At 58.6% G+C, this 24,369-nt stretch carries 23 protein-coding genes; 17 read left to right on the top strand and 6 right to left on the bottom strand.

Features of this window, described 5'->3' with window-relative positions:
• Positions 1-10 precede the first annotated feature (10 nt).
• From MUK72_RS18325 to MUK72_RS18305, 5 genes are all read left to right on the top strand, one after another.
• Positions 11-1,666, top strand: coding sequence for a bacterio-opsin activator domain-containing protein (locus tag MUK72_RS18325; RefSeq protein WP_244707065.1), 1,656 nt, complete (start codon positions 11-13; stop codon positions 1,664-1,666).
• 222 nt (positions 1,667-1,888) lie between these two features.
• A complete protein-coding gene (gene acs, locus MUK72_RS18320) occupies positions 1,889-3,874 on the top strand; it encodes an acetate--CoA ligase (protein ID WP_244707063.1) in 1,986 nt (661 codons plus the stop codon).
• An 88-nt stretch (positions 3,875-3,962) separates the two neighbouring features.
• Positions 3,963-4,388 (top strand): DUF4212 domain-containing protein, encoded by a 426-nt coding sequence (locus MUK72_RS18315; protein ID WP_244707061.1) that lies wholly within the window; start codon positions 3,963-3,965, stop codon positions 4,386-4,388.
• A complete protein-coding gene (locus tag MUK72_RS18310; protein WP_244707059.1) occupies positions 4,385-6,028 on the top strand; it encodes a sodium:solute symporter family transporter in 1,644 nt (547 codons plus the stop codon). Before MUK72_RS18315 ends, MUK72_RS18310 begins: the two co-directional genes overlap by 4 nt.
• Positions 6,029-6,383: 355 nt before the next feature.
• Entirely contained in the window at positions 6,384-6,596 is a 213-nt protein-coding gene (locus tag MUK72_RS18305) for a DUF8119 family protein (RefSeq protein ID WP_244707057.1), read from the top strand.
• A gap of 404 nt (positions 6,597-7,000) precedes the next feature.
• On the opposite strand, the gene MUK72_RS18300 is transcribed toward MUK72_RS18305, so the two are convergent.
• The 3 genes from MUK72_RS18300 to MUK72_RS18290 all read right to left on the bottom strand — a co-directional run bounded on the left by MUK72_RS18300 (position 7,001) and on the right by MUK72_RS18290 (position 10,225).
• Entirely contained in the window at positions 7,001-7,960 is a 960-nt protein-coding gene (locus tag MUK72_RS18300; protein WP_244707056.1) for a GHMP family kinase ATP-binding protein, read from the bottom strand.
• Positions 7,961-8,160: 200 nt separating this feature from the next.
• The gene (locus MUK72_RS18295; protein ID WP_244698896.1) at positions 8,161-9,330 is read right to left on the bottom strand and encodes an ISH3 family transposase; all 1,170 of its coding nucleotides are present in this window, start codon (positions 9,328-9,330) and stop codon (positions 8,161-8,163) included.
• 79 nt (positions 9,331-9,409) lie between these two features.
• Positions 9,410-10,225: a DUF7839 domain-containing protein gene (locus MUK72_RS18290; RefSeq protein WP_244707054.1), complete on the bottom strand. Its 816-nt coding sequence runs from the start codon at positions 10,223-10,225 to the stop codon at positions 9,410-9,412.
• Positions 10,226-10,372: 147 nt separating this feature from the next.
• Between MUK72_RS18290 and cbiT the strand changes: the two genes are divergently transcribed.
• The 12 genes from cbiT (at position 10,373) to MUK72_RS18230 (ending at position 20,495) form a co-directional block, all read left to right on the top strand.
• Positions 10,373-10,939 (top strand): precorrin-6Y C5,15-methyltransferase (decarboxylating) subunit CbiT, encoded by a 567-nt coding sequence (cbiT, locus tag MUK72_RS18285; RefSeq protein WP_244707052.1) that lies wholly within the window; start codon positions 10,373-10,375, stop codon positions 10,937-10,939.
• Positions 10,936-11,778, top strand: coding sequence for a cobalt-factor II C(20)-methyltransferase (locus MUK72_RS18280; protein WP_244707050.1), 843 nt, complete (start codon positions 10,936-10,938; stop codon positions 11,776-11,778). The genes cbiT and MUK72_RS18280 overlap by 4 nt, the downstream gene beginning before the upstream one ends.
• The gene (locus tag MUK72_RS18275) at positions 11,775-12,629 is read left to right on the top strand and encodes a cobalt-precorrin-4/precorrin-4 C(11)-methyltransferase (protein ID WP_244707047.1); all 855 of its coding nucleotides are present in this window, start codon (positions 11,775-11,777) and stop codon (positions 12,627-12,629) included. Before MUK72_RS18280 ends, MUK72_RS18275 begins: the two co-directional genes overlap by 4 nt.
• 3 nt (positions 12,630-12,632) lie before the next feature.
• Entirely contained in the window at positions 12,633-13,625 is a 993-nt protein-coding gene (gene cbiG, locus MUK72_RS18270; RefSeq protein WP_244707045.1) for a cobalt-precorrin 5A hydrolase, read from the top strand.
• Positions 13,622-14,476 (top strand): precorrin-3B C(17)-methyltransferase, encoded by an 855-nt coding sequence (locus MUK72_RS18265; RefSeq protein ID WP_244707043.1) that lies wholly within the window; start codon positions 13,622-13,624, stop codon positions 14,474-14,476. Before cbiG ends, MUK72_RS18265 begins: the two co-directional genes overlap by 4 nt.
• A gap of 1 nt (position 14,477) precedes the next feature.
• Positions 14,478-15,512: a precorrin-3B C(17)-methyltransferase gene (gene cobJ, locus MUK72_RS18260; RefSeq protein ID WP_244707041.1), complete on the top strand. Its 1,035-nt coding sequence runs from the start codon at positions 14,478-14,480 to the stop codon at positions 15,510-15,512.
• Positions 15,502-15,747 carry a ferredoxin gene (locus tag MUK72_RS18255; protein WP_244707039.1) on the top strand — a complete coding sequence of 82 codons (246 nt, stop codon included), beginning with the start codon at positions 15,502-15,504 and terminating at the stop codon, positions 15,745-15,747. Before cobJ ends, MUK72_RS18255 begins: the two co-directional genes overlap by 11 nt.
• Positions 15,740-16,441 (top strand): cobalamin biosynthesis protein, encoded by a 702-nt coding sequence (locus MUK72_RS18250; protein ID WP_244707037.1) that lies wholly within the window; start codon positions 15,740-15,742, stop codon positions 16,439-16,441. Before MUK72_RS18255 ends, MUK72_RS18250 begins: the two co-directional genes overlap by 8 nt.
• Complete coding sequence (locus tag MUK72_RS18245; RefSeq protein ID WP_244707035.1) at positions 16,438-17,664, top strand: CbiX/SirB N-terminal domain-containing protein; 1,227 nt, start codon at positions 16,438-16,440, stop codon at positions 17,662-17,664. Before MUK72_RS18250 ends, MUK72_RS18245 begins: the two co-directional genes overlap by 4 nt.
• Complete coding sequence (locus MUK72_RS18240) at positions 17,661-18,032, top strand: DUF3209 family protein (protein WP_244707033.1); 372 nt, start codon at positions 17,661-17,663, stop codon at positions 18,030-18,032. The genes MUK72_RS18245 and MUK72_RS18240 overlap by 4 nt, the downstream gene beginning before the upstream one ends.
• A gap of 13 nt (positions 18,033-18,045) precedes the next feature.
• Positions 18,046-19,278 carry an outer membrane protein assembly factor BamB family protein gene (locus MUK72_RS18235; RefSeq protein WP_244707219.1) on the top strand — a complete coding sequence of 411 codons (1,233 nt, stop codon included), beginning with the start codon at positions 18,046-18,048 and terminating at the stop codon, positions 19,276-19,278.
• A 239-nt stretch (positions 19,279-19,517) separates the two neighbouring features.
• A complete protein-coding gene (locus MUK72_RS18230; protein WP_244707031.1) occupies positions 19,518-20,495 on the top strand; it encodes an IS1595 family transposase in 978 nt (325 codons plus the stop codon).
• Positions 20,496-20,621: 126 nt separating this feature from the next.
• On the opposite strand, the gene MUK72_RS18225 is transcribed toward MUK72_RS18230, so the two are convergent.
• The 3 genes from MUK72_RS18225 to MUK72_RS18215 form a co-directional block, all read right to left on the bottom strand.
• On the bottom strand, positions 20,622-21,563 hold the full coding sequence (locus tag MUK72_RS18225) for an ABC transporter ATP-binding protein (RefSeq protein ID WP_244707029.1): 942 nt from the start codon (positions 21,561-21,563) through the stop codon (positions 20,622-20,624).
• Positions 21,563-22,693, bottom strand: coding sequence for a FecCD family ABC transporter permease (locus MUK72_RS18220; RefSeq protein WP_244707027.1), 1,131 nt, complete (start codon positions 22,691-22,693; stop codon positions 21,563-21,565). Before MUK72_RS18220 ends, MUK72_RS18225 begins: the two co-directional genes overlap by 1 nt.
• A 249-nt stretch (positions 22,694-22,942) precedes the next feature.
• Entirely contained in the window at positions 22,943-24,100 is a 1,158-nt protein-coding gene (locus MUK72_RS18215; RefSeq protein ID WP_244707025.1) for an ABC transporter substrate-binding protein, read from the bottom strand.
• Positions 24,101-24,369: the final 269 nt, after the last annotated feature.

Below are 24,369 nucleotides of genomic sequence, written 5' to 3'. Positions count from 1 at the left end.
CCGAAACAGGATGGATGAAGTGGCCCAGTTCCTCTGTGCGGGTGGCTATGAGCGTCTCCGTCGGGCGACCCAGACCCACCGTGAAGACCTCGTTGTCCGATTGTGTGGGGAGGTGGGACTCCAGCCAAACGAAGTGGTTGCCATCAGTCCCGCTGATATTCAGCGGACCGGCACAGTACGGCTGCTCAACGTTGGAAATCGCGAGGCATTTGTTCCGGCAGCAGTAGCCCATTCGATACAGAAATACGCCCAATCGGTCGACGACATTGACCCACTCGTGGATGTCTCGGAGCGTCGCATCCAGATGTTGGTCAGCGAGAGCGGCACGCGGGCCGCTGACGCGACCGGTGACAACCGGTTCCGTGACGTCTCAACGCGGGACCTCCGGGCCGCCCATGCCCGCCAACTGTTACACGACGGTATTGACATACCAATCGTCCTCGCAGTGACCGCCTACGAGCGGGTGGGCGCGCTGGAACCCCACCTCCCGACCCCGGATCGTGAGGCGGTCGCGATGGCTCTCTCGGAGGGAGGCACACTGGCAGCCAACGGCCTACCCGCCTGGCTCCGGCGAGCGGCACGGGTCGCAGCCGATGTCGGGGAAGCACTTGCGGTCGCCACTAGCGCATCGGACATCCACGAGATGGTCTGCGACCAGCTGGCTGATACGGACGGCTATCGCTTTGCATGGGTCGCGGAGACGGCTGGGGATGGCCTCGCGGTTCGGGCACACGCCGACGTCGCAGCCGACAGTATCAACCAAACACTTGCAGACCGGACCGACCTCGTCACCAACGTGGTCGAGGAACAGACAGTCCGGGCCGCAGATGTTGGGAACACCACGCTACTTGCTATTCCACTCGTCGGGGAGAGAACCCGTGGCCTGCTCGGAATCGGCACCCTTCGGGAGGAAGTCAACGCTATCGAGCGTGACTTACTCGGCGCGCTCGGTGCACAGGTCGGCCACGCGCTCGCCGTGATCGAACATCGGCAGCTGCTACTCGCCGATACAGTGACAGAACTGACCTTCGATATCGGGCGCGAGGCAGCGTTCCTGCCCAAAACCGCGGCCGCTCTCAACTGTGAGTTCGAACTCGTCGGCATCGTCCCCGCCGACGAGGGGGTGCTCTGTTACGTCTCGACTCAAGCGGTCACGCCGGATGCGGTCTTCGAACACGCGACCGCTACTGATGCGGTAGGCGACGTTCGGTTTGTCAGTGGTGATGAGACGGGCATGCTGCTCGAACTCATGCTTCGGCATTCTCCGATTCAGGCGCTCGCGAAGGCCGGTGGCCAGATTCGGTCCTACGAGGTCAGTTCGAAGGGTGGGCGGCTGGTCGGAGAAGTATCAACAGATATAAACGTTCGGCGTATTGTCGAGACCGTGACCGACGCGTTTCCCACGGTCAATCTGACGGCGAAACGGGAAACCGAACCTGAGACCACGACCGATATCCGATTCCGCGAGACGCTGGCCGACGAGCTTACCGAACGACAGACTGCGGCGCTTCGGTCAGCCTACTTTGGCGGCTACTTCGAGTGGCCGCGTGACTCCACGGCCGAGGAACTGGCCGATTCACTCAACGTCTCGTCGCCGACTCTCCACCATCACCTTCGCATCGCCCAGCAAAAATTGCTTTGTTCGTTCTTCGACGAGAGCGTTTAGCAAAACCTACGAGTCAGCCGTGGCTACTCGAATCTAACTATCTAGGATAGCCACTGCCACGAAAACAGTACTCGTGGGCGACATTATTGTTCATCTTGGTGAGAAAAGACACGGTAGCGGTCCACATATTCATGAATTTCCCGGGAAGGGTGGGAGCAACGAAATCATTGGAATAATTAGGACGTTTCTTTATGATAGATCCCTTTGGAGAGCAACTCGCCAATGTCGGAACAAGATGTCGAACTGGAGGCCCGGTTGGCTGAACAGGACGAGTTCGAGCCACCGGGGTCGTTCGTCGAACAGGCAAACGTGACCGATCCGTCGATCTACGACGAGTCCGCGGACGACTGGCCGGCATGCTGGGAAGACGCCGCGACCCTCCTCGATTGGTCCACGGAGTATGAGCAAGTTCTCGACGACTCGAACCCGCCGTTTTACGAGTGGTTTACCGGTGGCGAACTCAACGCATCCGCGAACTGTCTCGACCGTCATCTCGACGAACGCGGCGACGAGACCGCCATCGAGTGGGTCGGTGAGCTCGGCGACACCCGCACCTACACCTACCGTGACCTCCACCGCGAGGTCAACGAGTTCGCGGCAACCCTCCGCGATCAGGGTGTCGAGGCTGACGACGTAGTTACCCTCTACATGCCGATGGTGCCGGAGCTACCGATTGCCATGCTCGCGTGCGCCCGCCTCGGTGCCCCTCATTCAGTAGTGTTCGCCGGCTTTTCGGCCAACGCTTTGGCGACCCGAATGGAAAGTGCCGATTCTCCGGTGCTGGTGACCTGTGACGGTTACTACCGCCGTGGTGAGGCTCTCGAACACAAGCTGAAAGCTGACGAGGGGGTAGCGGCTGTCGAGCATGACGTGACGGGTGTCGTCATCGACCGACTCGGCGACGAGTACGAGCACTCGATGCGGGAGGCAGACCACGACTACGACACCTTGATTGCAGACCACGAAGGAGAGAAGGTCGAGCCGGTCACCCGTGACGCCGAGGACATGCTGTTCCTGATGTACACGTCGGGAACGACCGGTGAGCCGAAAGGTGTCAAACACACCACTGGGGGCTATCTCTCGTGGGTTGCGTGGACGAGCCACGCTGTTCTTGACGTCAAACCAGAGGACACCTACTGGTGTTCGGCGGACATCGGCTGGATCACCGGCCACTCCTACATCGTCTACGGCCCGCTCGCGCTCGGTACGACGACCGTAATGTACGAGGGCACGCCCGATTACCCCGAGAAAGACCGACTGTGGGAGATCGTCGAGGAGTACGACGTCACCCAACTCTACACCGCACCGACGGCGATCCGATCGTTCATGAAGTGGGGCGAAGAGTACCCCGCTCGTCACGACCTATCGAGCCTCCGGCTGCTTGGCACCGTCGGCGAGCCCATCAACCCGAGGGCGTGGAAGTGGTACTACAGAAATATCGGAGGCGAGTCGTGTCCGGTCGTCGATACGTGGTGGCAGACCGAGACTGGCGGGCTGATGGTAACGACGTTGCCGGGTGTCAATAGCATGAAACCCGGATCTGCCGGCCCACCGTTGCCGGGCATCGGTAGCCGAATCGTCGATACCGACGGTGAAGAAGTTGCGGCTGGACGGGCAGGCCACCTTACCATCCAGAAGCCGTGGCCCGGCATGTTGCGAACGCTGTATCAAAACGATGAGCGTTTCATCGAGGAGTACTGGGCAGAGTACTCCGATACCGACTCCGGCGACCCCGACGACTGGGTCTATTTCCCAGGAGACGGCGCGAAAATCGATGACGACGGCTACCTCACTATCCTCGGTCGGGTGGACGACGTTGTCAACATCTCCGGTCATCGTCTCGGGACGATGGAGATCGAGAGCGCCATCGTCAGCGTCGAGGGTGTCGCCGAGGCCGCAGTCGTCGGCGGCGACCACGAGGTGAAAGGCGAGACCGTCTACGCCTACGTCATCACCGAGGATGGCTACGCGGGCGATGATGAGATGCAGGATGCAATCATCGCCGGTGTGGAAGATGGAATTGGCCCCATTGCGCGTCCTGAAGAGGTCGTCTTCACCCCTGAACTCCCGAAGACCCGTTCAGGAAAAATCATGCGCCGATTGTTGGAAGATGTCGCCAACAGGGAAGAAGTGGGCAGTACGAACACGCTCCGTAACCCAGAGATCGTCGACGAAATCCAGCGGCAAGTCGGGGGAGCTGATTCGTAATGTCGGCTTCGAAATTGTGTCATCAGACAGATGATACTACACAGCAGTGGCTAGAAACACAGACGAGCACGGCAACAATAGTAACAAAATGACTGACGACCGCATACAGACACCGAACGATTCGAGAACAATGGAGACAGACGGTGGAATGACGACAAGCAGTCGTTCCACTAACTACCTCGATGCGGAAGTGAACATCTTCAAGCCAGATACTGCGTTCATGCGAGACCACCTAAAACTAATCTGGGTGACGTTTCTCGCTTGGACGGTGGCCGTTTTTGGACCGGTGACGGCTGCACTCGTTTTTCCTGACCTGATGACCGAGACAATTGTCCTTGGTTTCCAGTTACATATTCTCCTGACGGGTATCGGCGCGCCATTCGGCGCGCTCGTCCTGTCGGCGGTGTATGCCTACCGACGCGACAAACTCGATGAGAAATACGGAATTGAGCACGGAAAGACGAGAACGAAGTCCGACTCGGCGACGGCAACTGATGGCGGTGAGAATGCATGAGTACGGATCTCCTATTGCAAATCGTTCCTGAAGGACTCGACATCGGCTTCAAACTCATTCCGGCACTCACAACCATTGGGATGTTAGTAGCTTTCCTTGCAGTCGGCTTTTTCTTCCGTGTGGCCGATACGGACAATCTCTGGGTCGCTGGTCGGTCGATTGGGAACATCGAGAACGGGATGGCAATCGGTGCCAACTGGATGTCGGCGGCGTCGTATCTTGGCGTCGCAGCAACCATTGCCACGCTTGGCTACTTTGGCCTAGCGTATCTCGTCGGCTGGACAGCAGGCTATTTCATTCTCCTCATCTTCCTCGCCTCGCAGTTTCGTCGGTTCGGTAAGTACACGGCACCGGATTTCGTCGCAGACCGGTTTTACTCCGACACTGGCCGCGCCATTGCGGCAGTAACGACGTTGTTCATCGCATACGTGTATGCTGTCAGCCAGGGACGCGGCATGGGGCTGATGTCGATGTATCTCTTCGGCACGACCTACACGCAGGGAGTAATTCTTCTCATGGGCGTCACTATCGGCTACGTTGCCCTCTCGGGGATGTTAGGTACGACCAAGAACATGGCGCTGCAGTATGTCATTCTCATCATCGCATTCCTTGGTGGGCTATACGCAGTCGGCTGGACACAAGGCTATTCGACCGTACTCCCATATCTCGAGTTCGGCGATGAAGCGACGCTCGTCGCGGAGCAGATCGCTCGCGAATTCACGGCCCCCTTCGTCAACGCCGGTTACTACGAATGGGTGGCACTGTGTTTCACCCTAATCGTCGGTACTTGTGGGCTGCCACACGTGTTAGTGCGTTTCTACACAGTCGACAACGAGCGGACGGCTCGGTGGTCCTGCGTCTGGGGACTGTTCTTCATCTGTTTGCTGTACTGGGGCACCGCTACATACGCCGCTTTCGGTACGTTGCTGTTTGACCAGAGTGAAGCACTGTCGTTCCCCTTCACATCGGCTCAGGGTGATGTCGTAGTCGTTCTCACGACACAACTTGCCAATCTTCCAGAATGGCTCGTTGGTCTCGTCGCTGCCGGGGCGGTCGCAGCGGCGTTGGCAACGGTTTCAGGGCTGTTCATTTCCGGGTCTTCGGCTGCCGCACACGACATCTACACGAACCTCTACAAACCCGAGGCATCCGAGCGCGAGCAGCTCATCGTGGGCCGGTTGACGATACTCGGACTCGGGATTTTGGTAGCGGCGACAGCGATTGCCGACGTTGGCGTCATCGCCTCCCTCGTCGCTGTGGCGTTCGCAATCGCTGGTGTCGTGATGTTTCCTGTGTTCTTCCTCGGTCTCTGGTGGGAGCACACCACTCGAGAGGGGGCTCTCGCCGGGATGCTCGTCGGACTGGCGATCTCTATCGTGACCATCATCAACGACTATGCTTCGGAGGTCATCGGTGGCGAGGGGCCTCTCCTGCCAGCACTCAACGCAGTGCTGCCCGCGACATCAACGGCACTGATCGGCGTGCCGGTCGTAATGACCGTCATCATCGCGATCTCACTAGTCACCGACGATCCGCCGCAAGAGGTCAAACGTATGGTTCGCCAATGTCACAGCCCTGAGCCAATGAGCCGAATGGAGAGTGCGGAAGAGGTTGCTACAGACGGTGGTGAGGAACAGTGAGATTCTCACGTCGACTAACGACTGATGTCTCCCTTCACCTGAAAGCTCGGCAGCCGAGGGTCATCTCGAACTTACAGAGCAGATACTCATCCGGAAGATCGTCCACCTTAGCGCCGATCAGTCCTTCGACAGTGCTAGGAGTGGCTCCCTCGTCAAGAGCGTCACTATCAACCACCGTTAACGATCAATTGCTGCTCGGCGCATCACAAGTACAGCCTGTGTCGCCTAGACACGGAGGAGGAACCGTACCACTCGAAACTCAAGAGAACAAGAAGGGTAATACGAGCAATTGCAGCAAATCCCGCGCCTTTACAAGCCGTGGATTGTGTAAGAGCTGTACTTCGAGATATCATCAATGAATCTCCAGAAATACATTAGTGATAACCAATCTGACATGCTCATCGATCTGGTGTTCGCCTGCAGTTGGGTGACGATGGTCTCAATTTTGTTCAACGTACTCGATGGCCCACAATGGGCATACTATTTGTGTATGTTGGCAGGTGTGATTGCCTATTATGGCTTTTTCACCTCACTTGCAATTGCAAGAGGCGATAATATGACATCATAGTGCTAAAATCCACCAAGATCTACTTATAGATTGGGAGATCTGCTGCCGATGATGTCGTGAATCAATATTTGAATGTTTCAATGTGGGACAGTGGGAGTAACTGCGGCCAGTTCGGTTAGAATCCAGTTCTCCTACACGCCTTCCCAGCACTCAAAGAAGCGTGGTGACCTCTCCATGGAATGTGTGAAATTCGTGTATGATTAGTATGTGACTACCCATTTACTCGTGCTTAGCTCTCTAATCTCGAGTGAGGATATGGAAGCTACATTGTCAGTGAAACACGAAATGTGCCTCGCACTCAGAGCATCTTCACACGTCGAAACACTCGGAAGCCGGGGGTCGTAACACAATTTTGTTCAATTATGATAGCATTCTTTTCTACAACAAATTCAGGTTTATGCCACTCAAAATAGGTGACCATCAACAATCTCGGCACCGCCTCCGACTTTCCAAATACGAGATTCGATACCTAGTGCTTCAACTTCACTGGCAACCTTATCAGCGTACTCAGTAGTTGTGTTGAGATATGCTGTCGCTCCCGTATCTGATGAGAAAAAGACTGGAATACCGTTTTCGCGTAGGCGATGTGCCAGTAAGAGTAGATTGAGGGTTTCTGGTTGCCAGTAAATCCAGCCTTCAGGACCCGTCATTGTTACTGCGAGGAGGTTCAGTGAGTCTTGTTCAGCGAGCGCGAACACCGATTCGAAATCCCCATTTTGGATTGCTTCGCGCATCTCTGCCAGGGCACTATGTATATACGCAAGTCGCCCACGGAAAAGGTGAGATTGTGGTGTTTCTCTATGCGCACGGGAAGTCTTCTTGTACTGTGACACCACTCCAACTACAATACGAACGTCTTCATGAAATGAGTTCGCTATTGGCTCTGCAACACAGTTTTCATCGTATTGGCCTGATCGGAGATGTGAGAATCCACCAGCTATGCTTCGTGCTGCCGATGTTGCACCGCGCCGCGCCACCGCAGAGAGTTCTTTGCGAGAAAGATTTAGCTTCGCGGCTGTCGCCGCCGCAAGCGTAAGTGCTGCGAACGCGGATGCTGAAGCACCGAGACCCACATTTGATTCGAAGGTGTTTTCCGATACCACTCGAGCAGACGTATCGATATCCGCAAGATTCCGAATCCGATCAAGGACCGTTGTTGCCCGTTCATAACCCTCATTGTCAATTTCAGTACCATTCACGAGACAGGAATCACTTCTATAGCCGAACTCCACAGTGGTGCGCGTTTTCGATGGAGCCGTGCAAACAGAGATTGAGTCATGATACGGGATATTGTATTCAGTGTTTCTAAGTCCATGATACTTGATCAAGCCTTGAATCGGATATGCTTGTGCGGTCGCTTTCATGAGTGAAACTATGATCAGTACCTCACAAAGCTCGTCGGTTGACTGCTTCTGAGTGTGAATTCGGTGGAGAAATCGGTGCCGAGTAACTGCTGAGGAGGGTTGTTCGACACCGAGAGCATCAAACCTGTCGCAGTCGGCGGCGGAACGCCGCCGACGCAACGGTGTTGCCACTCGCTGAGTAGGCGTTCCCGGTCGGTGGATTACCGCTCGAAGCGGTCGTCCGGTGGCTTGTTTGCGGGGACGGCGCGACGCACCGCGAGCGCCGTCTCCGCTGCTCTCCGCACCATTCCGAGGAATTCATCGAATCGCCACGGCCAGAGGCGTCGCGCGCCTCGGCGCGGCGACGCCACGTACTCCCAGTGGAGATACCGCCACGCATTCTGGAGGAGGTAGCTGATCAGCACGTACAGAAACCTCACCGCCGGATTCTGTGTCGTCGTCATCGCAATACTTCGTTCGGACAACCGGTAGGTCGATTCGATCCCGAAGCGTCGGCTGTAGTACTTCCGAGCCTGACGCGGTGTGTCGATGAACGGCGCGTCAACGGCGTAGCCGTGACGCGCCACACCTTCCTCGTCGTACTTTCCTTGTTGGTACGTACAGTCGATGTAGACCGGGAAATCGACGGTCCACGTGTGACCGTCGATTTCCCCTCGGAGGTCGTGGTCGATCACGCGGCTCCAGCCTTCACTCAGTTCGGTCTGAATCTTCTCGCCCCACTTCACGATCGGCATGACGAAAGCGTAGTTGTGGGCAGCGAGCAGCGTCAGACAGTACGTATCGTAGAATTCCCGATCGAGGTAGACGGCCTTGACTTCAAGGTTAAGGCCGTTGAGCACGCCGAGCAGTTCCGCGAGGATCGAGCTGGCGGTGTCGCCGTCGGTGAGACGGCGCACCGCCAGCGTGTAGCGTTTGTTGCGTACGCGGGCGTAGAGTGTGGCATAGCCGTGGAACGTGGTCGTTCCAGCTTTGGCGAGTGACTCGTAGAGTTCTTCCTTGGAGTCGTACTCCTCGCCGTAGTACGGACGGAGGTGGAGGTCGGCGACGACCTCCACCGGCCGATCCGGAAGGAGTTCGAGGGTATCCTGTTGGATGAGCGTCTTGCCGACTCGTTCGAGCTCTGCGAGCTCGAACTTCGTCCGGAGGTGATGGAGAATCGTATTGCCGTGGGGTGAGTCCTCTGAAATCTCACAGAGGTGACTGACCGAGTCCTCGTCGGCTGTTGCGCCGACGAGGACGTCCCAGATGTCCTTGGAGTCGATATCGGCGTTCTCGCCGAGTCCGATATCGATCTCCTCGTTGAGCGTGTTGACGAGAAAGTTAAGCACCTGGTCCTCTGTGAGTTCACTGGCTGCTTGGTTGGCCTCCATCAATCCACCAAGCAGCCCGTTCACCTAACCCGCTTTGTGAGGTACTGATGATCGTCTTCTGCTGCCCACAGTGAATAGATCACTCTTCAGCGGCATCGACTACCTCGTAGCTGATGTTTCTGTCCCGAAGCTCATCCGTATGCGCTGAAAGAACGTCTGTTGTGGCCAGTAGCAGGACATCCAGTCCTTTTGTGGCTGCCTCCCGTACAGCAGCGACAGTACCGAATCGGATATCCGGTTCGAGACTCGCTGCGCGGACTGCGGCTAACGCTTCAGTGCCGGCAGTCGCAACCAGTTCGTGCGTGTCGACATAGTCGGATATCAGAGTTGGGTCTACTGTTGCACTTCCCCCGTTTTCGACGTGAGGAATTGAAACGATCGTCACCGTCCCTACGTCATAATCGACAACTCCATCAAAATCTGTGACGCCGACATCTCGGTCGGCAGTTGCATTCGTTACCGCAACTGCAGTTGCGTTGCCAATGTCGCCGGACAGCGCCCGCAGGACGCCGTCTTGCATCGTGAGTGAGACGGTTTCACCCTCGCTGATCGCCGTCGTTGCGATGGCAGTTTCAATCTCCACTTGCCCGATGACGTCCTCAGAGACATGTTGGACAAACTCGTGCAACGCATCAGTCTGGGACATGAGCCAGTCGACACCCTCCTTGGTAACCTCGTATCGGCCACGGCCGTGTTTAATAGCATATCCTTGCTCGACGAGGTCGAGGAGATAATCGCTCACGGCTTGGGAAGTGACACCGATAGCGTCAGCGATTTCACGTTGGCTTACCGCCGGCTGTCGCTCCGCAATCTGTACCAAAATTTGATATCTAGTGGCGTTGCGTTTGCTTTGGAGAACACTGGAGCCGTCGGCGTCGTCAGTATTCTTCGACATTATACATTCTCAGCAATGATAGCTCAAGTATTTTTGCTTTATCTCTGATAAGGTTGTATTACAACTCTACCTGCCACGACTTACACAATTAGAGATTCCTTAAAACAACCAAAATTGTTTTACGGTCTGCGTGAGTTGTCCATGGTGATGTCGCGCGTATTGCTTCCATACGAGGCGAAGGCTGGCCCGACGAAGCCAGAAGTCAGGGCGGTCCTTCTGAGCAAACTCGATCTCGGACCGACCGACCACTTTACAGAGGTCGGCTCGTGTACCGGAGCCGTCACGGTCGAGGCGGCCCGGCGCGCTGGTCGGGTCACTGCACTCGAACGAAAGCCGGAACGACTCGAAACCACTCGGAAGAACCTCGCCGCAAATGACGTCGAGGGCGTAGAATTCCGCGAGGCGGAAGCGCCCGACGGACTGCCGGACGACGCGAATGTGTTATTCCTCGGTGGCAGCCGCAACTACGAGGAGGTTCTCGACCACGCGGTCGAAACCGGTATCGGCAGGGTGGTCATGAATGTCTCGCGGCTCGAAGTCGCCGGTGCGGCTACCGAGGCGTTCCGTGATCGGGACCTCCTCGATGACGTCGTTCAATTCCAAGTGAGTCATGGCTACGATCTCGCAGGCGCAACGAGTTTCGATTCGGATAATCCGGTATATATGCTCGTCGGCGGAGCCGGCGGGGTCGCAACGGATGGAGAAACCCAGTGACTCTCCACGGTGTCGGACTCGGACCCGGCGAAGCCGATCTCGTGACCGTCCGCGGAAAGAAGATTCTCGAATCGGCCGCGGTCGTATATTCACCCGGACGCCTCTCGCGGTCGGTTGCAACCGAACACGTCTCAGAGACCTGCATCGGCGACCTCGACTTCCCGATGACCCGCGACGAGGATGAGCTCCGTCGGGCGTGGAAGGAGGCCGCCGAAGAAATCGCACCACGTGCGCGCGAGGAGACCGTCGCCTTCGTCACGCTTGGCGACCCGAACGTCTACTCGACGTTCGGTCACTTGCGGCGGACCCTCACCGCGTTTCATCCGAATATCGAGATTGAAACCGTGCCCGGCGTGAGTGCCGTCACGGCCTTCACCACCGCACTCGGCATCGAAATCGCGTCGGGAGCCGATATCGCGCTCCACGAGGCACCATGCGGTGCGACTCCTACCGGTCCGGACCGGATGGTGCTGTTCAAAGTCACGGACGTGCCCGCGACTCACGAAGGACTCGTGGAGGCGGGTTACGACGTGGTGTACGGTCGTCGGCTCTACATGGAGCAGGGCGAGACCGTCGTGACCGACGATCCTGAAACATTGGCCGACCGGGATTACTACACGCTAGCGTATGCCGAAAAATTCAGCCTCGATTCTGAACCTGCCACCGCGACGTTCGAGACCGCGCCCACTTCAGATACTGAAACGGTGACGAAGACGGATGGCGGGCCCACATCGGAGGAAGATCGAGAGCTAACCGACGAGATGCCGAGCGAGGTCGCACGACTCGAACGCGCTGAGGGCGAACTCTGTGGCGACGAGGTTTCGGGAGTCTCGCGATGACTGAGCCACAGGACGCCATCGATTCGGCAACGGCCCGCAGCGAGCGCGACCCGCGCATCGACGAGCGGACCGCCGGCGAAATTCAAGAAGGAATTCCATTCATCGGTGCCGGTCCCGGCGATCCCGGATTGCTCACCGTCACAGGAAAAGAGTTGGTAGAGGCGGCCGATTTGGTTGTCCACGCAGGGTCGCTGGTCAACAGCGAGCTCCTCTCCGAGTTCTGTGCCGACGCCGAACAGGTGTCGAGCATCGGTAAGGACCTCGAAGAGTTGGTGCCGCTGATGCGCGACGCCTACGAGGACGGACGAACCGTCGTCCGTCTTCACAGTGGGGATCCCGCGATCTACGGTGCGGCGCTCGAACAGATGGACGCGCTCGAACACGAGGAAGTGCCCACATATCTCGTGCCGGGCGTGACCTCAGCATTCGCGGCGAGTGCGACACTCAGGACCCAACTCACCCTGAACGGCGTGGCGAACCACGTCGCGTTCACCCGGCCGCAGGGGAAGACCTTAGACATCGAGGAGGACCACATCAACGAATTCGTCGAGATGGGTGACGTGACAACCTGCATCTATCTCGGAACCCACGCCGTGGGCGAGACAATGGACCGACTTCTCGACGAGGGCCACGACCCAGAGACGCCCGTGACCGCCGTCTATCACGCCTCGTGGCCCGACGAGGACATCGTGGAGGGAACGATCGCTACCATCGGCGAGAAACTCGAAGACGCCGGCTACCGTGCCTCCGCGATGGTCGTCATCGGCGATGCAGCGCGGAAAGCGGGCTACGAGCGGTCGTATCTCTACGGTGACTGGGCGAATCGCGAACAAAGCGAGGCGGACGATTGAATCATGAGCACTGACACAACCGACACAAACACCGACGATACGGACGAGGAATCGGGCGACCATTGTTCGACCCCGGACTCGGACGGGGAAGTGGCTGAAGAAATCGCTATCATCAGCTTCGAGCGCAAACTCGATACGGCCCACGAAATCGAGGATGGAATCGGCGACGGTTACGATCGCGTGGACATCATCGAGTACCACGGTGACGTTTTCGAGGAACACTGGGGCGAGTACGACTGTTTCATCGGACTGATGGCCTCGGGGATTGCGATGCGTAAAACCGCGCCGCTGCTCGACAGCAAGTGGGACGACCCCGCCATCGTGGTCGTGGACGAGGAGCTCACGTGGGCCATCCCGATCACAGGCGGCCATCACGGCGCGAATCAGGTCGCCCACGATCTCTCCACATTGGGTGCTGTTCCCGCAATGACCACTGCAAGCGAGGCCGCGGGCAAGCAGGGCGTCGAGAGCAAGGCGAAAGCCCTCGACACCCACGTCGTCAACGGCGATTCGACCGTGGCGACGAATCTCGCAGTGCTGAACGACGAACTCGGACCTGTCGCCCGCCTCGACGGCCCGCATGCGGTCCTCGTGGATGACGATGTGACGGTGTTGAAACGCAACGGCGATGAGGGCGTGGTTCTCGGGACGGGTACCGTCTCGGGGGTGAAGAAAGAGCAAGTCCTCGATGCGTGGGAAGATTCCCTTTCCGCCCTCGGACTCGACTTCGCGGCTGTCGATTTCGTTGCCACCGGCACCCGCAAGGAGGGTGAAGAAGGGATGTACGATGCCGCTCAAGAAATCGGAGCCGGTGTCGTGCTCTTCGAAAAGGAGACCTTGGAGGAGTTCGAGGGTCCCTCTTCGTCGCGCTCGAAAGAACTCATCGGCTGGCCAGGAATAGCCGAAGCGTCGGCCATCGCTGGCGGGCGCGACCACGAACTCACGCGCGAGAAAGAACGATTCGACGACGCGGTGACGGTGGCGGTGGGACGATGACGAGCGAATCAACCGAGGGGATGGGTACACTCTATGTCGTCGGCATAGGGCCGGGACTGCCCCATGCGATGACCCAGCGCGCGAAGGACATCGTCTCGACGGCCGACTGTGTGATCGCATCGAACCTCTATCAGGAATTCCTGCGCCAAGACGGCACCATTCCATCCGAAGATGCCGTTACCGACGGCGGGATGGCGGTTCATCCCGATGGAACCGAACAGGAAATCGTCCGGTCCTCGATGGGCCAACAGGTCGAACTCGCCCGCGAGGCGTTCGAGCGGGTTCGGAACGGCGAGGATGTCGCCCACGTCTCGGGCGGCGATCCGAACGTCTATGGAAAATCCGACTTGCTGTTCACGATGGCTGAGGCCGAGGACGCCGACGACGTTCCCATCGAAATCGTGCCAGGCGTGACGGCGGCTTTGGGTGGTGCAGCGAACCTCGGTGCGCCGCTCAGCAACGACTTCTGCACGATTTCGCTCTCGGACAAGTGGCGCGGCTGGGACGAAATTGAGGAGAAATTGCGCGCAGCGGCCATCTCCGAGTTCGTTATCGTCCTCTATAATTGCTGGCGGGATTACGAGCGTGCCATCGACGTACTCCGCGAGGAGCGCGACGACGACGTTCCCGTCGGGATTTTCAATGATGCCGGACGCGGTGATGCGGGCCGGAATCTGGACGACGAGACCCACACCATCACCACCCTCGGCGACGCCAACGATCACGACGACGAGGTCGGCGGGATGGGGACTTCCATCCTCGTCGGCACTCACGAGACAAATGTCTGGGAAAACGACCACCGGCAGTACCTCGTCACCCCGCGTGGCGGACGTGACGTGGAGGACTTCTAAAATGAACACTGACGACACCACCGACAACGACGCGAGTACCGAATCCGAAACCAACTGCGGTTCGAACAGTGCCGAAACGGAATCGAGATCGAACTGCGGAGCCTCGACAGAGACTGACGGTGGCGTCACGAGCGCCGCGAGCACCGACGACAGTGTCTCGAAATGCGGTGGCTCCTCTGAGTCGTCGGAATCGAATTGTGGCGCATCGAAAAAGAAGAAAACCGACGAGAAGGTCGCCTCGACGGTCGATGACTTCGATGCGGACCCCGGCCGGTTCGTTGCGGTCGGTCTTGGACCCGGACAGGCCGAGGGAATGACCCAGCGCGCCCGCGCGGCACTCATGGCAGCCGAACACATCGTCGGCTACACGACGTACATCGACCTCCTGCCTGCAGAAGTCATTGAATCAGCCGACGACCTCTACGACACGCCGATGTGCGGCGAGGTCTCCCGCACTGAGGAGGCAATCGACCGCGCGCTCGCGGGCAACGACGTCGCCATCATCGGCAGCGGCGACCCAAATGTGTATGCGCTCTCTGGACTCGCGCTCGAAATCCTCGAATCCAAAGGCGCGACGGCGAGCATGGTGGATTTCGAGGTCGTTCCGGGCGTTCCCGCCGCTCAATCCTGCGGCGCACGGCTCGGTGCTCCCCTCGTCAACGACACTGTGAGCATCTCACTGTCGGATCACCTCACGCCGATGGAAGACATCGAATCACGGCTTCACGCCGTCGCAGGCGAGGGATTTACCGTTGCAATCTACAACCCGTGGAGCCGCAAGCGTCGCAAGAACTTCGAGGCATGCTGTGAAATCCTGCTGGAACACCGCGCGCCCGACACGCCCGTGGGCATCGTCCACGGAGCGGGCCGCGAGGACGAGGAAGTCGAAATCGTGGAACTCGGCGAGTTGGAGGAACTCGGTGAGACCGACCTCATCGACATGACGACTACTATCCTCGTCGGCAACGAGGAAACCTACGTCTGGGACGATCGGATGGTGACGCCACGGGGCTACGAGTCGAAATATGACTACTGAATACCAAGTCCGACTTGACCGCGACGCCTGTGACGGAATCTTCGCGTGTCTGGTCCGCGACGACCGCTTCACCGAGGCGTCGGACGGGCTTGCGACTATCGACACCGACGGCAGCGCCAACGGTGACGACGAACTGACCGCACGATTCGCCGACGAGCGAATTGAAGACGCCCGGCAGGCCGCCCGTGCGTGTCCAGTCGGTGCAATCGACGTGACGGCGGTGGACGATGAGTGAAACTGCCGACGCAGCCCCGGGACCTGCCGAGGACTTGCTCGCGGCCACGCCGGAAACGGCGTATTTCTGGGGTCGCGTCGCGGGCGATGGCGAGCTCACAGGGAACTGCGTGACCGTCCACACAGAGGACGAACGCGCGGCGGATGCGCTGGCGACGATCGCAGGTGCCGACCGGACCGGCCACCAGGTTGCCGCCCGCGAGCCAGCCCATGATGCCTCCATCGTCCGGTACGAGGACGAATACGAGATACAGGTCTTCGGTTCCCCGGCCGACCGCTCGGGTGCGGCGCTCGGATTGCCAATCGACGGCCAGCCGGGAGGCTATCGGTTCGATTCATTTGCCGACCATCGCGCGCCGCTAGTTCGTGGCCTCCTCGAAGCCTGCGGAACGGTTTGCTTCCGCGAATCATCGGGATCGGTCGGGATTTCGTTCGTCCATGACGACGAGAGCTTGCTGCAGACGATTCGCTCGTTGCTCGCCGACGCCAACCTGCATGTTCCTACCGATGGCCTCGCCGAGACCTCATCGGGCGGCTACTGGTTCGGACTCGCAGACGATGCCGATACTGGGGAATTCGCCGAGTGGGTCTATACCGAAAGCGACGAATCGGGGTGCTACTCTGACGGACGACGACGGAAACTCCGCCGGAGCGTCGAGCGCGCGACCGGCAGCGATGTCGGTGATCTCGGATGACGGCTGGCGCGCAGGACGTACCGTCCGAACTCGACGACGAGGCGGTCCTGCTGGTCGGTCACGGCTCTCGGCGCGAGAAATCGAACGAGCAAGTTCGTACGCTGGCCGCCCGAATGGAAGAGCGATTGGGCGTCCCCGTCGATGCGGGATTCCTCGAACTCGCTGCCCCGTCGATTGCCGACGCTATCGCGGGACTCGCACCGACCGTCTCGACGGTGAGTGTGGTCCAACTTTCTCTGTTCGCGGCGAGCCACGTCAAAAACGACGTGCCGGTGGCAGTTCGGCAGGCCCGCACGGCTCACCCCGAACTCACAATCCACAACGGATCCCACCTCGGTGTCCATCCCGCCATTATCGACTTACTTGATGACCGGGCAGCGGCAGTCGAGTCAGCGTTAGGAATCGACCGCGCGACCGATGATGTGGCGGTGGTGCTCTGTGCGCGAGGATCGAGCGATCCGGACGCCAACAGCGACGCGCACAAACTCGCCCGACTGCTGTATGAAGGTCGGCCGTTCAGTCGTGTTGAGACGTCGTTCATCGGAGTTACCGAACCGCGCCTCAACGAGACGTTGCACTCGGTCGCCAAACACCGGCCCGATGCCGTGGCCGTGCTCCCGTACATGCTTGGCGATGGCGTGCTCACCGAGCGAGTCCGCGACCGGACGACCGAATTCGACGACGATTATCCCTACGTCGATACCGGGGCCGGCGACCCGCTCGGCATCGACTCACGACTACTGGATGTGCTCGCCGACCGCTGGCAGGAAGCCAGAACCGAGAGCGTCGAGATGTCGTGCGACACTTGCAAGTACAAGGTCGAACTCGACGGCTATGAGGAGGACACCGGCGGTGCGCGGGCGATGCTCCGGGCGCTGACCCACAACGAGACCCACGCCGACCGCGAGAACGTCGCCGACGATCCGCACGCCCACGACGCGCCCGAAAAACACGTTACGGTCTGTACGAACCAGACCTGCGCCACAGACGGCTCGCCAGCCGTGCTCGAACGCCTCCGTCAGGAAGCGCGCGATTCGGACGCATGTGACGTTCGCATCACTCGGTCGTCGTGTCTCGGGCGGTGTGGCGACGGGCCAATGGTCACGGTATCGCCCGACGGCATTTGGTACGGCGGTGTCGGCACTGACGACGTAGAACGCATCGTCTCGTCGCACCTCGACCGCGATCGCATCGTTTCGGACCTCGTCGATCAAACACTATGAGCTGTTACGAACTCGAAGCGTTCCGACTCGGACTGATGAACGTCCTCGGCACCGCGGACCGAAGCGCGCGTGAACACGCCGAGAAAGAACTCGACGGCCATCTGGAGGGACCTATCGAGGCCCTCGCGAAGGCCGAAACACTCTCAGAAATCAAACGCCACCTCGACGCGGCGCTCGTGGACTTGGAGGAAGAAATCGCCGCTACTGACGCGGACGATCCGGAATACGACTACCTCCGCGGTCGGCTGGTGGCGGTCCGCGATGCCGAGCAGTCGGTCCGCCGATTGACCAAGCAGGGCGAAAGCATCCTTGAGGGAGTGGGCGAGACCCACGACCTGCTCCACGAGACGTTCCCAGTCGATGAGTGACACACCGGAACAGATGAGTCGCACAGTCGAATACCGGGTGGTCAGTCTCGGCGACATTGAGCCGGCACGGTCCAGACACGCCGGCCGGCGATCGGCCGTCGCGCTGACCAAGGATGCGGTTGTCGTCGGGACAGCCGCTGGCGACGTGCTCGCCTACGACCGGGAGACACTCGACGAGTGCTGGCGAGCAGAGTCATCGAACGAACGGGCCGCTGTCGTTTTTGTAGTACCGTTCAGCGGTGGCGTCGCAGTCGGCGAGCGTGGTTCCTATGGTGAGGTTCGGCTTCACGACAGCCACACCGGCGAAACGTGCTGGCGATACACTACGGCCGAGGATATCGGCGATTCACAGAAGCAGTCTCGATTTTTCCTGCCATTCGTCGCCGACATCACATCCGACGAAAAACGACTCTACGCTGCCGCACGTCGCTACGAGCGCGATGGAGAAAATCGGTCGTTCACGAGCGTCATCTATGCTTTCGACGCGGATGGCGATGTTTCGTGGACTTACGAGACCGATGCCTCGCCGATCAGTCTCGACGTGTGCGACTCTCGCCTTGCGGTCGCGTACAACCGCTGTCCCGGGACCCACCAGTGCGGGCTGGTCGTTCTCGACACCGAAACCGGCGCGGAACTGTATGATTGGGATCCCGGTACGGATGGCGAGCGGCGCGTCGGTGATGTCTCGCTTATGGAAAACGGGGCCTCAGTCACAAGCCACGGCGACTACCGTGGCTATCTCCTCGGAGCGGATGGCACCGAACGGTGGCAGACGGATCTCGCTATGCCGGTCGAAATCGATGACGAGATACTGTATGCCTACCCGAACCACGTTCACGCGACGGATGATGCCATCATTTTCGTCACCGGAAACACCTACTCGACCGAGGGGCGCGAGACGGACTCGCTCCACCCCGACGAGCACACGATCTTCGGATACTGCGATGGCGAGCGCATATGGACGGATTCGGTCGGTGGATTTGCGGGCGAAATCGCCACCGATGGCGACAGCGTGGCCGTGCCCGGCGCACAGCATTTCCGGGCGCGTGATAGCACCGTTCACGGACTTCGTATGTTTGAGGTGGATACTGGTTCCCGAACCACTCTCGAAACGGATGGTATCGTCACCGCAGTTACACTCGACGGCGAGACGTTCGCCGCCATCGAAGAGCCGGTCGTCTACCACGACGAGGGAACGAATCACGGCGCGTACCAGCTATTGGTCGGTTCGATTGGCCAAAAATAGCGTAATGGTCTGTTGCTGTCGTTTTTTCGAACCATCCGTTCCTGCTTCGACACCCAATAGAATTGCCTCGGGATCGAACTTGTCGCGGAATCACTGGTTATTGCTTACGGATTCGTCCGGACTAGCAGGCGCTACTGTCTCCCGTGTTAGCCGGAAATTATGGATTGATAGCTCAATTAGTTTAACGCTCTTGCCAAGTTTGGTGAAACAGTCGCGGAGGAACTACAGCATCCCGCCGTATGCTAGTGGATGTGCTCCAACGGACAGCTTTCGGCGGGATGCTCCAGGAAGTTGTTGAGCGCCAAGCAATAGTGTTCCGCCCCGAGCCGCTCGACGCCATCGTCGAGCGGCGCTGCAAGCGTGCGTGGGAGCAGGCTCCCTGTCCCAAGTGTGGAGAAACAGCTCTCCAGACTCGGGACGGCAGTCCTCGAGTCTGGTGTCGTAACTGCCGCTATAGCTTCACATACACCCGAAACACGCCGTTCGCAAACACCGGTCTTACACCCGGTGAACTCCTTCTCATCTTCATTCTCTACGTTGATACCTTGCTCAGCATCAACCAGATCGCCCAACTATTCGATTCCTGCTACGACACGATCCATACGCAACTCCGTGATGGGGAAGCCGCGTTCGAACGCGGCTTTCCCCTCGTCTGGGAGCGCATCCAGCACACCGTCGAGGGACCAACACAGATCGATGAAACCGGTTCGAAGTGTTCGGGCTACAAAGGTCAATCGCCGCCGCGGGACGGTCTCTCCCGCGGCGGTTCTGGGGAACCGGGCCGATCACGCTGGGAGGGAGCACCGGGCGACAAACTCACGCTCGTCGCGGCGAGCCGCGACGTGCTTCGGGTGATCTCAGCCGAAGAAGGATCAAAATACGACGAGAATCTCGGGCCAGTGATCGAGGAAGCAGGCGATCTCTCCCAGCCGCTGGGAGAGATCTGGACCGACGAATTTCCCGCGTATCAGCAGATGAATCACGAGCATCGAACCGTTGTTCACGACGATAAGTACGTCTCAGACGAAGGCGTCCACACAAATCAAGTCGAATGCCTCTGGTCGCTGATCCAGCCGTGGCTGGAGAAGTTCCGCGGTCTCTCCAAACCCGGATTGGAGCAGTCCGTCCGAACCTACGGGTTCGTACGGACGTTGAACCTCGTCGGAGCACCGCTACACGGCCTCGTTGACTGCTTTGCCCTCAACGTGTTTCACTAGATTCGGCAAGAGCGTAGTTTAATCTCTCATCATGGATTTGCGTTCACATCGTTCAAGGTGGCACGCCAAACGGGAAAGCGAGCACACCGGCGGATCGTCCGCTTGACGAACCTCTCGTTCCAGCTCTCAGTTCCCAGAATCAGCTTCCAAGTCGGTAGTGATCGTATCGTCCTCGTGCACTGCACAGTGAGGTGTGACCTGCGGTCCGATTTCGGTTCGTTCGACCGTCGCATCGATTTCGAAGACATCGGCAAGCAGAGCCTCGGTCACGATTTCGCTGGGATCGCCGCGAGCGTAGATTGCGCCGTCTTTTAGCGCGAGCATGTGTTCGGCGTAGCGCGCCGCCTGATTGATATCGTGAAGGACGAGTACGACTGTGACCTCGCTGGTGGTCTTCAGCGTCTCCACGATATCCATCACTTCGAGCTGGTGGTGGAGGTCGAGAAACGTGGTTGGCTCGTCGAGCAACAGGACATCAGTGTCTTGAGCGAGGATCATCGCAATCCACGCAAGTTGTTTCTGTCCACCACTCAGGCTGCCGATCTCGCGGTCGCGGAGGTGTCCGATACCCGCGAGCGAAATGCCGCGCTCGATGGCTTCTTGGTCTTCGTTGGTGAGCGAGTCGAAAAACCCACGATGGGGATAGCGTCCGTGCGTGGCGAGGTCCTCGACGGTGAGGCTGTCGGGAGAGACGTTCTCCTGTGAGAGCAGGCCGAGTTGTTGTGCGATTGTCTTCGTATCGAGTGTGTGGATGTCGCGCCCATCGAGCAGCACTTGTCCGTCGTCGGGCGTCAGTTGGTCGGCGAGTCCCTTCAACAATGTACTCTTTCCACTGCCGTTCGGGCCCACAAGAGCCGTTACTTCTCCCGGTGGGATCACGAGCGATTCCCCATCAATGATCGGTTCGTCCGTCCCCGAGTAGCCGAGGACAAGCTCCTTGCCGGCGAATGGGGTGCCGGTTTCGCTCTGCGACTCCTCCTCTGCTGGTTCGTCACCGTTTCGCAACAACGGTGTGTATTCGAGTTCCGATTCGATCGTGGTGTCGATTGGTTTCGGATTGTTGCTCATCAGATATCACCCAATTGTTGCTGTTTGCGCATCAGATAGAGGAAGTACGGCCCACCGATGAGACCGGTGAGAACTCCGACCGGAATCTGGGTGGGCGACCCGAACAGCAGCTGCATCGAGAGCCGCGCGCCCACGTCGGCGGCCACCACCAACGCTGGGCCTGCAAAGACACAGCCAACGACGAGGCGCTTGTAGTCACTGCCGACGATATTTCTGACCAGGTGTGGCACAATCAGGCCGACGAAGCTGACGATGCCTGCGGCGGTGATACTCACCGCGGCCGCGATGACCGCCACACCCGAGAGTGCGAATCTAACCTTCTCGACGCTCATCCCGAGCGATTTCGCCGTCCGTTCGCCCAGCAAGAGGACGTTCAATTGTCGCGAGCCAGCGAGTGCGAGTGCTATCGCCAGCACCGTCCACGGCAGTGCTATGCGAACTTGCTCCCAGTCCGTACCCGTGAGCGAGCCAGTAAGCCACGCAAGAGCATTCTGGGCTACACCCAACGAATCGGCGAAGAAGAACAATCCCGTCTGAACAGAGCTGAGAACCGTGCCGACGATCACGCCAGCAAGCACCAACCGGACAGGATTGGTTCCGCTCTGCCATGCGATAAGGTAGACGAGCAGAAACGCTCCTGCACCGCCGACAGCGGCGAGTAACGGAAGAATACCCGCAAGCCCACCGGCGACGATCAACGAAAAGAGTATCATCAGCCCTGCGCCCGAGGAGACGCCAAGAATGTACGGGCTTGCGAGTTCGTTGCGGGTGACTGCTTGAAAAATCGCTCCCGAAACGGCGAGACTCATTCCAACCAGAATGGCAACGAGCACCCGCGGGAGGCGGATGTTCCAGACGATGAGACTGCGCTCGCCCATCTCGGGAATCTCGCCGCCTAACAGGAATGCCTCCCATGTCTGTGGATTGAAGAGCACCTCAGGATTGAATACGGCGTACCACGCCTCGACAATCGACATCGAGAACGTGCCGAAACTCACCTGTATCAGTCCACCGACGATGACGATAGCAATGCTCCCAAGGATGAGGCCGATGAGTGAGCCATCAACCCAGCCGAACCACTGCTCCAGACGGGAGGCAGATTCTTTGGGCGCTACGGTTTCATTTGCCATCAGTCGTCACCTCTCGTGATGGACTGGCGCTCGGTCTCGATCTCACGAACACGTGAAAGAACACGCAAAGTATCCGTCGTATCCGCTCGGCCGAACCGTGCTTTTGGAGGACGCTGTTGGGTCGGGAGCACTCAGCTGTTGGTTCAGTGGACCTGCCACGCAACTCGGGAACCACGGAGGCTGAAACTGCCGCTACTGCCTGTTGTGGGTTTGTCTGGTAGGTGATCGGCGTTTCCTTGACGGTCATACTCAGAATCTCCCATGGACAATATCAGAAACCCGCTGTGGGTCGTACAGTTGCACTCCGCTGAATGCATCGGGATAGAGCTGATTTGCGGCCCGTTCGGTCAGTACGAGATTCACGATCGGACCCTGATAGAACGGGCCGCCGCGAAACACCTGTCCGTTGTTGACAGCTTGGAGTTTGCTACCGACTGGGTGGTTCTTCATGAACTCGACGACCGTATTCTGGAACTTTTTTGCGCTGTAGTCTTCGTAGGTGCGCATCATTATTACTTCCGGATCGATTTCGAGTAGTGTTTCGTAGTCGATTTGAGTGCTGCCGCCTGTAGCGTAATAATCCTGTATGCCTGCTTGCGCGAGTGCATCGTATACTTTGAGATCGCGCCACTGCTTGCTGTTCGTCCCCTTGTCGATGGTATGCGGCCAGAATTTCTCCGGTTTGTCTCCCACAGGCAACATTATCGCCACTGACGGCCGCTCACCCTTCGATGGGAGATTCGCCTCAATGGTCTGTTGGACCTCCTCGTGGAGTTTCGCAAACGCCTCGTAGCGGTGCTGCTGTTGGAATACTTCTGCAAGCTTCCCAAATGCTTCGTACAGCGTGTAGTAGCGATAATCGTGCCACGAGTGGTCGTAGCTATCGATGAAATTTCCGAAAAATGGCGCAACATTCTTTTTGACCCTCTCGATATCCGGTCGCTCGAAAGATTTGGACCTATTGACAATAGAGATCGGGTCCATCACATGAAGGTCGGCTCCTATCTCGTGGAACACCTCCGTCGAACCAGCGTTGCCGAGCTCGACCATCTCGTTCTCGTCAACCGAGACGCCAGGAATTTCGTCATAGTATTGCTGAGTATAGTAGAACCCACGGTTCCACACGCCCTCCGGTGGATTGCGTCCGAGAGCGATGCCCATGTCGGCCCAAGTCGAGGAGCTTGCGAGCCACTTCGTTGGGACCTCTTCGAACTTGACCTTCCCCACAGGGGCTATCGAGACGCTGTAGGAACTACTCTCCGTACCGGTCGAATTATTCTGACTATTGCTGCCGGTCGGAGTACCACTCCAGTCACCCGACGATCGCGCTGTACATCCAGCGATACTGCCGAATGCACTGGCGGCGAGTCCCTGTAGTAATCGCCGCCGAGTTGTATCTTTTTCCATGTATCAACTCACCTCTTGGGCGGAAAATATTTGGTCGGTACAACCCATCTGTGCGCCGTGGTGAGTGTCCCCTCCGAAAGTTTCAGCGTCCGCAATTACTGGAATTCCGGCCAGCGTCATGAACAGACCGAACATGATTCCGCCGACGTTCCCTGGCATTCGACCGCGCGTGACGCAGTTCGTGAACGTCGTTAGTGGCGGGTGACGCCGGCCGTGTGTCGGAAATTGTGGAGTAAACCGTGTATCACCGATTCCAGCATGAAGAGAAG

Source organism: Halococcus dombrowskii (assembly GCF_022870485.1).
In the GTDB taxonomy this organism is placed as follows: Archaea; Halobacteriota; Halobacteria; order Halobacteriales; family Halococcaceae; genus Halococcus; species Halococcus morrhuae.
The sequence above is the reverse complement of the archived record's forward strand: the minus strand, read 5'-3'. Positions and strand labels throughout refer to the sequence as shown.